Source organism: Nocardia sp. NPDC003726 (assembly GCF_053586955.1).
Window position 1 is genome coordinate 137,110 of the sequence record NZ_JBSFNF010000009.1, and the last position, 11,316, is coordinate 148,425.

An 11,316-nucleotide genomic window follows, 5' to 3' on the forward strand; every position below is an offset into this window, starting at 1 on the left:
TTCCCCTTCGGCGCGACCGTCCGCGATTTCTTGTACAACGGCTCCGCCAGCGCAGATGCCAGACGACTCTGTCCCACGACGCGCCTCGGTGCACGATTCACCCAGAGAACCGCCGCGGAGTCGAGTAAGGCACTCACTCCGTAGGGCACCCGGCGCGTATTCCGGGAATGCAACCGTGACGCCGTGGCGAGCGAGCGCCAGCGGGCGGGGACGCCCGCGCAGCCGACCGGCGCACGGCAGACATGATGCCCGCGCGGATGGCGCTCAGCGCGCGGTCGGCGTGCGGTCGCGGATGCGGCCGACGGTGGCCGGGATGATGCGGCGGCGCGGCGACCACCAGTTGGCCGGGCCCATCAGTTGGACCAGCGCGGGCACCAACAGCATGCGGACCAGGGTGGCGTCCACGACGAGCGCGATGATCATGCCGAGGCCGAGGAAGCGCATGGGCGTGAGCGGGGAGAGGGTGAACGCCCCGGTGACGATCACCAGCAGGGTTGCCGCGGCGGTGATCACGCGCGCGGTCCTGACCGTGCCGAGGCGCACCGCCGCCGCCGTGTCGGCGCCCGCGTCGTGCGCTTCTACCATGCGCGACAGCAGAAACACCTCGTAGTCGGTGGACAGGCCGAAGACCACGGCGATGATCAGCACCAGCATGCCCGCCGCGATCGGGCCCGTGCTCACGCCGAACGCGCCGGCCAGATGCCCGCCGCAGAAGATCCAGGCCAGTACGCCGAAGGTCGCGGCGAGGCTGAGGAAGGCGAGGACGACCGCCTTGAGCGGCAACACGATCGAGCGGAACGCGGTGGACAAGAGCACCACCGTCGCGCCGACCATGACGAGGATCATCCACGGCATGGCGGCGACGATGGACCGCACGCTGTCCACGGTGGCCGCGGTGTCGCCGCCGATCCACAGCACGGTGCCGTCCGGGGGCGTCAGACCGCGCATGCAGCGCACCGAGTCGCTCGCCGCCTCGGTGCGATCGGTGTCGCGCAGAAACGCGTGGAAGACGACGAAATCCTCGGCGCGGCCCACCTGGACGACCTGCCGCACACCGTCGACCGTGCCGAGTGCCGCCGCGGCCGCGTCCACCGCGGCCGACTGCGGCGGCCCGTCCGTGCCGCGCAGCACGATGGTGGCTCCGCTGCCCGCCGCGGGGAATTGCCCGGTCAGCTCCTCGATGGTGACGCGCATGGGGTTGCCCGGCGGCAAGGCGTGATGGTCGATGTCGCCCAGCCGCAGCCCGGCCAGCGGCGCCGCGAAGACCAGCAGGACGGCGCCGACCAGCACCGTCACCAGACCGGGCCGCCGCAGCACACGGTCGACCAGGCCACCCCAGAACCGGTCGGTGCGATCGATCGCGCGCGCGGTGCCGATGCGCGCGCCGAACAGGGCCAGCAGTGCGGGCAGCACGGTGAGCGAGAGCCCGGCGGCCAGCGCCACCGCCGTGATCGCGCCGATGCCGAGCGAACGCAGCACCGCCTGCGGGAAGACGAACGTCCCCGCGAACGCGCAGACCAGCAGCAGCGCCGAGAACGCGATGGTGCGCCCTGCGGTCGCGTACGTGCGGATGATCGCGGAGCGCGCGTCGTGCCCGTCGGCGACCTCCTCGCGGAACCGCGTGACCAGGAACAGTCCGTAGTCGATCGCCATCCCGAGGCCGAGCAAGGAGGCGATGTTCATCGCGAACGTGCTGACCTCGGTGAGTTCGGCGAGCACGCGGATGGCGCCGCTCGCGCCGAGCACGGTCAGGCCGCCGACCACCACCGGGAAGGACGCGGCGATCAGACCGCCGAACACCAGCACCAGGATGAGCAGCGTCAGCGGCAGCGAGAGCGCTTCGGCCCGGACCAGATCGTGCTGGGACTGCGCGTTGATCTCCGTGGAGACCGCGCTGTAGCCGGACAGATCGGCCGGGACACCCGGAACGCGGAGCAGCGGTTCGATGTCCGGATACGCGGCGACGCGCTGGTTGGCGTCACCCGCGAGATAGACCACGGCCAGCGCGTGCCGGTCGTCGGCCGACCGCAGGAACTGTTTGCGCGCGAATCCGGCGTTCCAATAGGTTTCGATCGGCCGTTGCAGCATCGCCGGATCGATCCGCGCGAGCGCCTCCCGAACCCGGGGGCCGATGTCGTCGAGCGTCTGTCCCTCCGGAGCGGTGTAGCGCACGACCACGTCGGGGTTCTGCGGTCCGAAGTGCTCGCTGACGAGCTGATCCACGTGCGCGGACTCGCTGCCGGGATCGATGAACCCGGCAGCCGTGACCTTGTCCGACGCTCCGATGCCGAGCAGGCCGGACAGCAGCATCACCCCGGCGACGACGGCGAGCACCATCCGTGGCCGGGCGAGGACCACCCGGGCGACGGCGGTCATCCCACGGCCGCATCGTGCGGCGCGAGCTCGGCCTCGAGCCGCGCGGTGATCGTGTCGAGCAGCGCCTCCAGGCGGGGCTCGATGCCGGCGCCGTTGCGGCAGGAGACGGTCAGCTCCAGCTTCCCGCGCGATTCGACCATCGCGAACAGCAGCGGCATCGCGCCGCTGTGCTGCGGTAGCACCCGCATGGTCGTCGGTGTCCAGCCGGGCACCGCCATCTCGTCGAGATCGAAGGCGCCCAGGTGGGAGACGGTGGCCGACACCATGTTCCGATTCAGCCGAGCGCCCAGCCAGTTGCTGCCGCGCAGCACCGCGCGGATGACGGCGTCCGGAAACTTCGACAACTTGCCGTTGTCCAATTCGTTCAGTTCGCGTTTCTCCCGCAGCCCGCTGCGCATCCGCTCCCTGACCGTCTCCCAGTCTTCGCCGGGCGCCACGTCGAGGAACAGGGGAAGCGCCAGATTCGCGGTGGAGCGCAGGGCCGGATCGTGCCTGCGCAGATCGACCGGGATCATGAAGCGCGACTTCGCATCCGACTCCCCGGCCAGGATCGCCGCCACCCGCGCGACGATGCCCTTGCCGGTCGCCTCGATCGTGCGGTGGCGCAGCAGCCAGCGCGGGGCCGCCGGATCCTGGCGGCCGCGCCCCGACGGCGCCTTGAACGTGGGCAGCACCAGCGTCGGTCGGCCCGCAGCGCCTGTCCGCGCGACCAGTTCGGCGTCCGCGACCGGGTGCGGCGCGCCGACGGGACGCCGGCCACGCAAGGCGCGCAAGACGTCGTCGACCCACAGGCGCAGGCCCATGCCGTCCATCACGCCGTGGAAGGCGCGGAACAGCACGGTGGTCTGCGCGCCCGTGAGCAGCAGCACCTCGGTGGTGCGGTCAGGCGTGGGACCGATCGGGCTGTTCAGCACCGCGTCGTGCTCCAGGGCGTCGTAGTTCAGCGACCATCCCGGCACCACGCGCACGGTGGCGGCCAGACCGCTGTCCACCCAGTCGCGGCCGTCGCGCACCAAGCGCGCGCCGGGGGCGGCCGCCGACGCCAGGTCGACGGCGGCCTGCAAGGCGGCCGGGTCCAGGCTGCCGTCGCCGTGGACGGCGAGGTGCATCACGAACGGCGGAGTCACCTGCCGGGTGGAGAAATAGAGGCGTTCGGTGGGGGTGATCTTCCTGCGGAAGACGGGTGCGTTGCTCATGCTGGTCTCCGGTGCCGATGAAGTGCTCAGCGCAGACGGCGGGTGAGTTCCACCGCCCCGCCCTGGTCTTCCAGCCAGGCGAGGAAGGCGGTCAGCCCGCTGTCGCGGTCGACGACCGGCCGGTAGCCGAAATCGCGTGCCGCGGCGCTGGTGTCGTAGGTGGCGCTGCGGGTCAGCAGCGCGACGGCGTAGCGCGACAGCGGCGGCGACCAGCGGGTCGCGACGGCGGGAACGCGCCAGATCGTCTCGATGACGCGCACCGCCGCACCGATCACCTCGGGGTTGGGTTTCCTGGTCGGCGGCCGGTATCCGAGCTGGGCGGCCACCTGGCCGAGAAATCCCCAGACGTCGGTCTTCTCGGCGTCGGCGATGAAATACGCTTTGCCGCCCACCTCGTCCGACGCGGCCGCCAGCACACAGGCCTCGACGATGTTGTCGACGTGGCACAGCGAGGCGTACACGGTGCGGCCGAACGACAGGTCCGGCAGCGTTCCCGCGCCGGCTCGCCCGAGCATCCGCACGATGGGGCCCGACCGGTCGCCCGCACCCCAGATCGCGCGCGGGCGCAACGCGCAGGTGCGGAACCCGTCGGTGTCGGCGGCGAGCACCGCCCGCTCGGCCGCGGCCTTGGTCTCCGAGTACAGGTTCAGGTAGCGCCGCGGGTACGGCACCGATTCGTCGACGTCGAGCTGATCGCCGCCGTAGTAGTCCATCAGCGCGCTCGGGCTGGAGATGAACACGAACCGTGCGGCTCCGCCGCGCCGGGCGGCCTCCAGCAGCCGCTCGGTGGCCCTGACGTTCTCGTTCCAGAACTGTTCCCTGGTGCCGCGCTCGTCCACCCGGGCCGCGCTGTGGAAGACGATGTCGACACCGCGGGTGGCCCGCTCGAGCGACGCGGGATCGGTCAGGTCACCGTAGACCAGCTGGATCTTGTCCAGGTCGGGGCCCAGATCGGACAGATCGCTGGTGCGACGCACCAGGATCGACACGTGGTGCTCGCCGTCGCGCACCAGCCTGCGCGCCAGCGCGCCGCCCAGAAAACCGGACGCGCCGGTCACCAGAACTTTGCTCATTGCCTTTCCTCCTTGCCGGGCTGGGTCCGCCACCAGGTCAGGCCGAAGATCTGCGTCAGGACCGCGGTCCGGAGCCTGCCGTGGCCGGAGCCGTCGGCGGCGCGCAAGGCCGCAGGGATCTGGGCCGCGTGCACGACGACGCTGAGGAACGCGTCGATCCACCAGACGGTGCGCAGGATCCGGCTGCCGGGGACCCGGCCGGTAGCCGCGGCGAGCGCGCCGCCCGCCAGATACAGCCATCCCAGGACGGGAACCGCCCGCAATACGGTCGTTTTCATGATCAGGTGTCCGTTCCCAGGCGCTCGGCCGCCCACACCGTGAGCTGTTCGCGCCCGATCTTGGCGTTGTGCCGGATGTCCACCGGGAACGACGGGTGAACCAGGAAGTCGGCGATCGTCCTGGTCGGTTCGAATCCCGCCCCGTGGGCCCGCAGCGCGGGCTCGACGACGGCGGGGTCCGCGCCGGGCTCCAGCTCGACGCAGAGCACCGGCCGCTGCGCGCCGCGCCGACCGATCCCGACCAGCGCCGTGCGGGCCACGCCCGCGACGGTGTTGAAGATCTGCTCCACCTGGACGGTGAACATCGGTCCGCGCGCCGTGACCACGCGCTGGCTCTTGCGGCCGCAGAACCAGATCCGTCCTTGTTCGTCGATCCACGCCAGATCGCCGGTGCGGTGCCAGATCCGGTCGCCGTCGGCGATCTTGCCCAGCGCGTTCGCCTGCTCCGGCCAGTAGTACCTGGTGCTGACGTTCGGCCCGCTCACCACCAGTTCGCCGATGCCGCGCGTGTCCGCCAGCCCGCCCGCGAGTTCTTCGGCCCGGTCCCACGTGGGTATGGGGTCGTCGGTGATGGCGACGACGCGCGCCTGCACCTGGTAGGAGGGCCTGCCGATACAGGTGCCCGCGCCGCGGTGCGCCCGTTCGACCAAGCCGTCCAGCAGTTCCCGCGACTCGATGGTGGACATCGGCAGCGCCTCGGTGGACCCGTATCCCGCGACGACCTTCGCGTCCGCGCCGAGCACCGCGCGCAGCCCGGCGATGCACCAGTCCGGCACCGGCGCGCCACCGGAATAGACGCTCTCGAGCGAGTCGAGCGGAATCGGGTGGGCGCGCAGGTATTCCAGCAGCGGGATGAGCACGGCGGGGGAGGCGAACATGGTGCGCACCCCGAACCTCCTGATCGCGTCGGCCACGTGCGCCGGGTCGGTCGCCCCCACCTTGCTGGGGATCAGCGGTGGCAGCACGCACCGCGAGCCGAGCAGCAGATCCAGCACGCCGACCAGCGGAAGCGTGATCAAGGAGGCTTCCGGCGCCACCTCACCGCGCGCCAGGTGCACCTGCTCCACCATCGCGGCAAGGTTGCCGTGGGTCAGCTGCACGGCCTTCGCGGGGCCGGTGCTGCCGGTGGTGAACGCGATCACCAGCGGGTCGTCCTCGGTGGCCGGGCGGGCGGTGGGCAACGAGCCGGTGGGCGTGCGGCCCCAGTCGCGCAGCGTGTCGCCGCGCCAGAACCAGCGTCGGCCGACCGTCACCGTCGTGCGGACGGTGCGGAAGCCGCGCCGGAACAGCACGCGCAGCGCATGGGCCGGTGGGATACCGATGAACGCCTCGGCATCCACGGCGCGCAAGCAGCGCAACATCTTCCGCACACCCATGCCGGGGTCGATCACCACGGCCACCGCGCCGATCTTCAACAGCCCGAGCATGATCGCGTACAGCTCCGGGCTCGGCAGCACCAGCACGATGGTGCGCGTCCCGGTACCGACTCCCGACGCGGCGAGCCGCTGGGCGATCGTGTCCGACCACGCGTCCAGCTCGCGATAGGTCAGGTGCCGGTAGGCCGGCAGGCCATCGGGGCCGACCCCGTCCGCGTGGCGCACGGCCACGCGGGTGGGGTCGGTGCGGACGACCGCACGGAACCGATCGATGGCCTGCCAGTAGGTCCCCGTTGTCACGCAGGCGCCCCGGCGAGGACGGGCAGCCGGTAGAGCACCGCCGCTGCCGAAGGACCCGCGCCCGCGGCGACGAACAGCACCTGGCGGTACGGGGCCAGGGTGTCGTCCGCCACCGCCTGGTCGTAGGCCGCGGTCAGCGCCGCCGTGTGCGGGTCGCCGTCGCGCAGATCCGGTGTGCGGACCGAGCTTTCGTCGATGCCGAGGGCGGCGGCCAGCCTCTTCGGGAACTGCGGGCTCGGCGTCGAGGCGATCAGCGCGATCTCGTCGAGCGAGACGTGGTCGGACTCGGCGAGCGCCCGGCGCGCGACGTCGATCGCCACGTCCAGCAGACGCTCCTCGAAGCCGGGCTCGCGCTCCACCGTCATGGCGCCGCGCCCCGTATTGCCCATGGTCGTGACGTCGACGTAGGCCTCGATCGCGGGCGTGCCCTCGCCCGCGGCGGTGTGCACCCGGCCGAAGCCGGTCGGCTCGTCGGTGTGCTCGAGCAGCAGGGCCGCGCCGCAGGTGGCGTACGGGAACCGTTCGTCACCGACGGAGCGCAACAGGGACGGATGGGTGTCGCCGGAGACGACGAGCACGTGCTCGGCGCTGCCGGTCTCCAGGACCGAGGTGGCCACCTGCACCGCGTTGAGCACACTCACCGCGCCGTTCATCAGGTCGAACGAGAACGTCCGCGGGTCGTCCTTGGCGTATTCCAGGCCGATGCCGGCCGCTTTCTGGATCAGCGCCGACACCGCGGGCTCGACGGTGTTCGAATCGCGGAAGATGCCCGCGTTGATCAGCAGGCCGACCTGGTCGGGACGGATACCGGCACGTTCGAGGCACCGCTTGGCCGCGCGCCCGTTGTGCTCGACGATGCTGTTGGTGTCCCCGCCCCGGCTGATCGCGGTGGACTTGATACGCACGCTCATGACCGGACCTCAGACCTTCAGCGACGAAATGGTGGTGGACAGGAACCCGGTGACGATGCCGGAAGCCGCGGGCACCAGCAGCAGCTTCGAGCCCGCGGGAATGTTCTGCTCGCTGAGCTGATCGTGCAGCACGATGAAATGCGAAGTGGTGGAAGTGTTTCCGTACTTCTCGATGACCCGCAGGTCCGGCGGCATCGGGCTGCCGAACTCGCGCTCGGCGATCGCGTTCATCCACGGGATGGCGGCGGCGCCGAACTGATGGTGGATGACATAGTCGAATTTCTCGTCGGCGAAGGTCTTGCCCTGCGCCTCGAGGAATTTCCGCTGCGTGTTGGTGCCGAGCAGGAAACGATCCTCGTTGTGCATCCTGCGGTTGTCGGTGTACATCGCGATGCCCTGCGTCTTGCCGCTCGGCATGCCGAGGCACAACTGCGCGTATTCCGCGGCGGTCATCATTTCGATGTAGTGGATGATGTCGTTTTCGTCGACCGCCTGGTCGAGGACGATCGCGCATCCGGAATCACCGACCGACAGCGAGGCGAACTGCGGATCGTATTTCTGCGAAATCTCGGCGACCGCGGTCTCGGCGATCGGAGTAATCGCCTCGCCGCTGACCACGAGGCCGTTGCGGACGGCGCCGGACCGGATCATCCGATCCAGGATGTACGTGCCGGTGAGCATTCCGGCGCAGGCATTCGTGATATCGAAGGTGATCGCGTTCTTCGCACCGATAAGGCGGCTTATCGAACCGGCGAAGGACGGCTCCATGTACATCCTGGTGGCGTGCTTGCTGCGCGTGATCGAGGCGGAGATGATCACGTCGATCTCCTCCGGCGCATACTGCGACCTGGACAAACAGTCTTCGACAGCCTTGGTGGCGAGCGTGAACGAGTCTTCGTGACTTTCCGGCCTGGTATCGCGGACCCGGCGTTCGCGGACGCCGGTGATTTTCTCCAGATCGAATGAAGGCGGTTCTTTCAGGCCGGAGAGCAGTTCAGCCGTTGTGACAACTCTGGAAGGCAGATAGGCGCCGATGGATTCGAAACGGGAATGGGGAGACACGAGCGCTCCTGAAATCGTGGGGAATTACGGTTCCGGATCGACTCTGATCGTCGGTGCGGTGAACACTACCCGACGGTAACAACGAATGGCTATATCGCCTTGAAGCGTTCCGTCTGAGACGGAAATCACTGCGGAGAGTATCTGTTTCGTGAGGTATCACCAACCGGTGACCGGCTGGCTATGGCGTTCGCAGTATTGCGATGTGAGTTGCCGTTTCGGTTTGTCGCGCTGGTTCGTGTCCGAAGGCGTGTGCGGCCGGCGGTGCGGGCGAATGTGTCGCCCCGTGAATGGCTACCGATCGGCTATTGCCGGATGGCGGTAATCGATGAGTGCTCGGCGGGCTGTCTCTCTCGCCGGATGTGAGTGACTTCACTGCGAAGCGCGCGCCGGGGAGGGTGCGGCGGACGGTGGGCCGATCGTCGCCGAACATCGTTGTGGCAGACAGCGATCGGCGCCATCGGCCGGCGCAAGGGCGGGCGCGCGACGGCGTAATTATGGCGCGATGCCGGTGAGGGAGAAGAACTCCTGGCGGGAGCGGGCATCGTCACGCAGCGTGCCGAGCATGGTGGAGGTGACCGTGGTCGTGCCGACGGCCTGCACGCCGCGCAGGGTCATGCAGGTGTGCTCGGCTTCGATGACGACCCCGACGCCTTTGGGGCTCAGATTCGACGCCAGCCAATCGGCGATCTGTTTGGTCAGCCGTTCCTGCACCTGGGGGCGGCAGGAGAAGTGCTCGACGATGCGGGCGAGCTTGGACAGCCCGAGGATGCGGTCGCCGGGCAGATAACCGACGTGGGCGACTCCGACGAACGGCAGCAGGTGGTGCTCGCACACCGACCGCAACGGAATGCGGCGGGCCAGCACGAGCTCGTCGTAGCCTTCGTCGTTGGGGAAGGTGGTCAGGTCGAACGGGCGGGGAGTGAACAGTTCGGCATAGGCGCGCGCCATCCGGCCCGGAGTGGCCCTGAGGTGTTCGTCGTCGAGGCCGACGCCGAGAGCGGAGAGGAACTCGCCCGCCGCGCGCTCGGCGGCGGCCAGGTCGATGGTGGCGCCGGAGTCGTGGACGACTCGTAACGGACGCACGGTGTGGTCGGCGAGCATCCCGCCCACCAAGCGCTCGGCCTGCTGCATGTCACTGGTCACGACGATCTCCTGTAGCGCTCATTACGACAAATATTATTGGTGAAATAGTTATCGCCGGTCAAGTCCAGCACGTGAAGTCGTTGCCAGACCTGCTTCGGCCAGCACTATGAGTGTTATTGTGATCGGGTGACCAGCGATGCGGCGATCGGTGCCGTGGCCGCCTTGGATGACGAACTGCGGCGCGGGATGTACCGGTACATCCGTGGCGCCCGCCGTCCGGTGACCAGGGACGAGGCCGCCGAACAGGTCGGGATATCCCGTAAGCTCGCCGCGTTCCATCTGGACAAGCTCGTCGACGCCGGGCTGCTGCGGGCCCGCTACGAGCAGGTCGGGGGCGTCCGGCGGGTGGGGCGCGCGCCGAAGGTCTACGAGCCGGCCGACACCGACGTTCAGGTGAGCATCCCCGAACGGCGCCATCAGGTGCTGGCGGAGATACTCGCCGACGCCGTCCTCGCCGAGTCGGCCGGCGAGACGTCGCGCGAGGCGGCGATCCGGGTCGCGGGTGATCGCGGCGCCGAAGACGGACGGGCGCTACGTCGGCAACTCCGGCCGGGGCGCCTGGGCCCGGAACGCGCGCTGACCCTGCTGCGCTCGTCGCTCACCGATCAAGGGTTCGAACCCAGCCGGGAAGGTTCCGGCTGCCTGCGTCTGCGGAACTGCCCGTTCCACCCGCTGGCGGCCAAGGCCCCCCACCTGGTGTGCGGAATCAACCACGCCTATCTGCGCGGCTTTCTGGACGGTCTGGAAGCCGACAGCGTGACCGCGATCCTGGCGCCCGCGGCGGGTGAATGCTGCGTCGAACTCCGTTCGACCGCCAGCCGCGGGTGATTCGCCGACCGGAGTGACCGCGACGCGTGCACGGGCGCGCGGCGTCCGGAGCTAGGCTTCGGTGCTCAGCGAGGAGCGCGCGGTGGCGATCCGTTCCAGCACGTCGGAGGCGTGCGCGTCGAAACGCTCGCGGGAGACCAGGATCTCGCCGTCGAGCCAGGGGCGGTAGAGGTAGGCGAGCGCGCCGAAGATGGCGCTGGCGTTGAGCTCGTGATCGTGCTCGTCCGGCATCGGTCCTGTGTAGTCGCCCGCGCTGATGACCAGCGCGATCGGCGCGGTGAAAAGGCCGATGAGTTCGTAGGCGCGCGGCAGGAGCACGGGCGTCGCCTGCGACTCGACGAACATGATCCGGCCGCGGCGGCGGTCCTCCAGCAGGTAGTCGGTGAAGACGGCGACCATGTGGCGGAACATCGCGTCGCGTTCGACGGGCGCGTTGGGCAGTTCGTCCAGCAGCCGGTCGCGCGCGCCCAGTACCACGGTGTCCAGCACGGTGGTCAGCAGCGCGTCCAGGTTCGGGAAGCTCTCGTAGAAGTAGCGCTCCGTGAGGCCGGCCTGCCTGCAGACGCCGCGCATGGACGTCTCGGCCGCGCCCACGGTGGCCATCAGCTCCGTGCACGCCTCGATCAGCTGTTCCCGGCGTGCGGCGACGCGATCGGCGGGGGACTGCCCGCGCCAGCGGCGCATGCCGGGAATCGACCCGTCGGCTTCGTCCATGGCCGACATCCTCTCATAGCGTCCGAATTGACATCATGTGATGTTGACAGCATGTGATG

Annotated in this window: 10 protein-coding genes; 1 reads left to right on the forward strand and 9 read right to left on the reverse strand. The window is 69.5% G+C overall.

What is annotated here, in order from left to right; translation table 11 throughout:
• Positions 1-264: 264 nt before the first annotated feature.
• The 8 genes from ACWDMM_RS14740 to folE form a co-directional block, all read right to left on the reverse strand.
• The gene (locus ACWDMM_RS14740; RefSeq protein WP_195080135.1) at positions 265-2,376 is read right to left on the reverse strand and encodes an MMPL family transporter; all 2,112 of its coding nucleotides are present in this window, start codon (positions 2,374-2,376) and stop codon (positions 265-267) included.
• Positions 2,373-3,572 (reverse strand): peptide synthetase, encoded by a 1,200-nt coding sequence (locus ACWDMM_RS14745; protein WP_195080134.1) that lies wholly within the window; start codon positions 3,570-3,572, stop codon positions 2,373-2,375. Before ACWDMM_RS14745 ends, ACWDMM_RS14740 begins: the two co-directional genes overlap by 4 nt.
• Before the next feature lie 26 nt (positions 3,573-3,598).
• Positions 3,599-4,645, reverse strand: coding sequence for an NAD-dependent epimerase/dehydratase family protein (locus ACWDMM_RS14750; protein ID WP_195080133.1), 1,047 nt, complete (start codon positions 4,643-4,645; stop codon positions 3,599-3,601).
• Positions 4,642-4,923: a hypothetical protein gene (locus ACWDMM_RS14755; protein WP_195080132.1), complete on the reverse strand. Its 282-nt coding sequence runs from the start codon at positions 4,921-4,923 to the stop codon at positions 4,642-4,644. The genes ACWDMM_RS14750 and ACWDMM_RS14755 overlap by 4 nt, the downstream gene beginning before the upstream one ends.
• A 2-nt stretch (positions 4,924-4,925) precedes the next feature.
• The gene (locus tag ACWDMM_RS14760) at positions 4,926-6,599 is read right to left on the reverse strand and encodes a fatty acid CoA ligase family protein (protein WP_449937804.1); all 1,674 of its coding nucleotides are present in this window, start codon (positions 6,597-6,599) and stop codon (positions 4,926-4,928) included.
• On the reverse strand, positions 6,596-7,510 hold the full coding sequence (locus ACWDMM_RS14765) for a hypothetical protein (RefSeq protein ID WP_357105673.1): 915 nt from the start codon (positions 7,508-7,510) through the stop codon (positions 6,596-6,598). The genes ACWDMM_RS14760 and ACWDMM_RS14765 overlap by 4 nt, the downstream gene beginning before the upstream one ends.
• Before the next feature lie 9 nt (positions 7,511-7,519).
• Positions 7,520-8,572, reverse strand: a complete 1,053-nt coding sequence (locus ACWDMM_RS14770) for a 3-oxoacyl-ACP synthase III family protein (protein WP_195080129.1) — start codon at positions 8,570-8,572, stop codon at positions 7,520-7,522.
• 492 nt (positions 8,573-9,064) lie between these two features.
• Entirely contained in the window at positions 9,065-9,673 is a 609-nt protein-coding gene (folE, locus tag ACWDMM_RS14775) for a GTP cyclohydrolase I FolE (protein WP_357207276.1), read from the reverse strand.
• A 168-nt stretch (positions 9,674-9,841) separates the two neighbouring features.
• Between folE and ACWDMM_RS14780 the strand changes: the two genes are divergently transcribed.
• Complete coding sequence (locus tag ACWDMM_RS14780) at positions 9,842-10,543, forward strand: helix-turn-helix transcriptional regulator (RefSeq protein ID WP_195080128.1); 702 nt, start codon at positions 9,842-9,844, stop codon at positions 10,541-10,543.
• Positions 10,544-10,594: 51 nt separating this feature from the next.
• Here ACWDMM_RS14780 and ACWDMM_RS14785 read toward each other — a convergent pair whose 3' ends face one another.
• Positions 10,595-11,257, reverse strand: coding sequence for a TetR/AcrR family transcriptional regulator (locus ACWDMM_RS14785; RefSeq protein WP_323123990.1), 663 nt, complete (start codon positions 11,255-11,257; stop codon positions 10,595-10,597).
• Positions 11,258-11,316: the final 59 nt, after the last annotated feature.

What these genes read in the sequence shown, in the direction of transcription:
- folE (WP_357207276.1), bottom strand. Translation starts at nt 9,673, where the DNA reads ATGCTCGCCGACCACACCGTGCGTCCGTTACGAGTCGTCCACGACTCC.
- ACWDMM_RS14765 (WP_357105673.1), bottom strand. Translation starts at nt 7,510, where the DNA reads ATGAGCGTGCGTATCAAGTCCACCGCGATCAGCCGGGGCGGGGACACC.
- ACWDMM_RS14745 (WP_195080134.1), bottom strand. Translation starts at nt 3,572, where the DNA reads ATGAGCAACGCACCCGTCTTCCGCAGGAAGATCACCCCCACCGAACGC.
- ACWDMM_RS14740 (WP_195080135.1), bottom strand. Translation starts at nt 2,376, where the DNA reads ATGACCGCCGTCGCCCGGGTGGTCCTCGCCCGGCCACGGATGGTGCTC.
- ACWDMM_RS14755 (WP_195080132.1), bottom strand. Translation starts at nt 4,923, where the DNA reads ATGAAAACGACCGTATTGCGGGCGGTTCCCGTCCTGGGATGGCTGTAT.
- ACWDMM_RS14785 (WP_323123990.1), bottom strand. Translation starts at nt 11,257, where the DNA reads ATGGACGAAGCCGACGGGTCGATTCCCGGCATGCGCCGCTGGCGCGGG.
- ACWDMM_RS14750 (WP_195080133.1), bottom strand. Translation starts at nt 4,645, where the DNA reads ATGAGCAAAGTTCTGGTGACCGGCGCGTCCGGTTTTCTGGGCGGCGCG.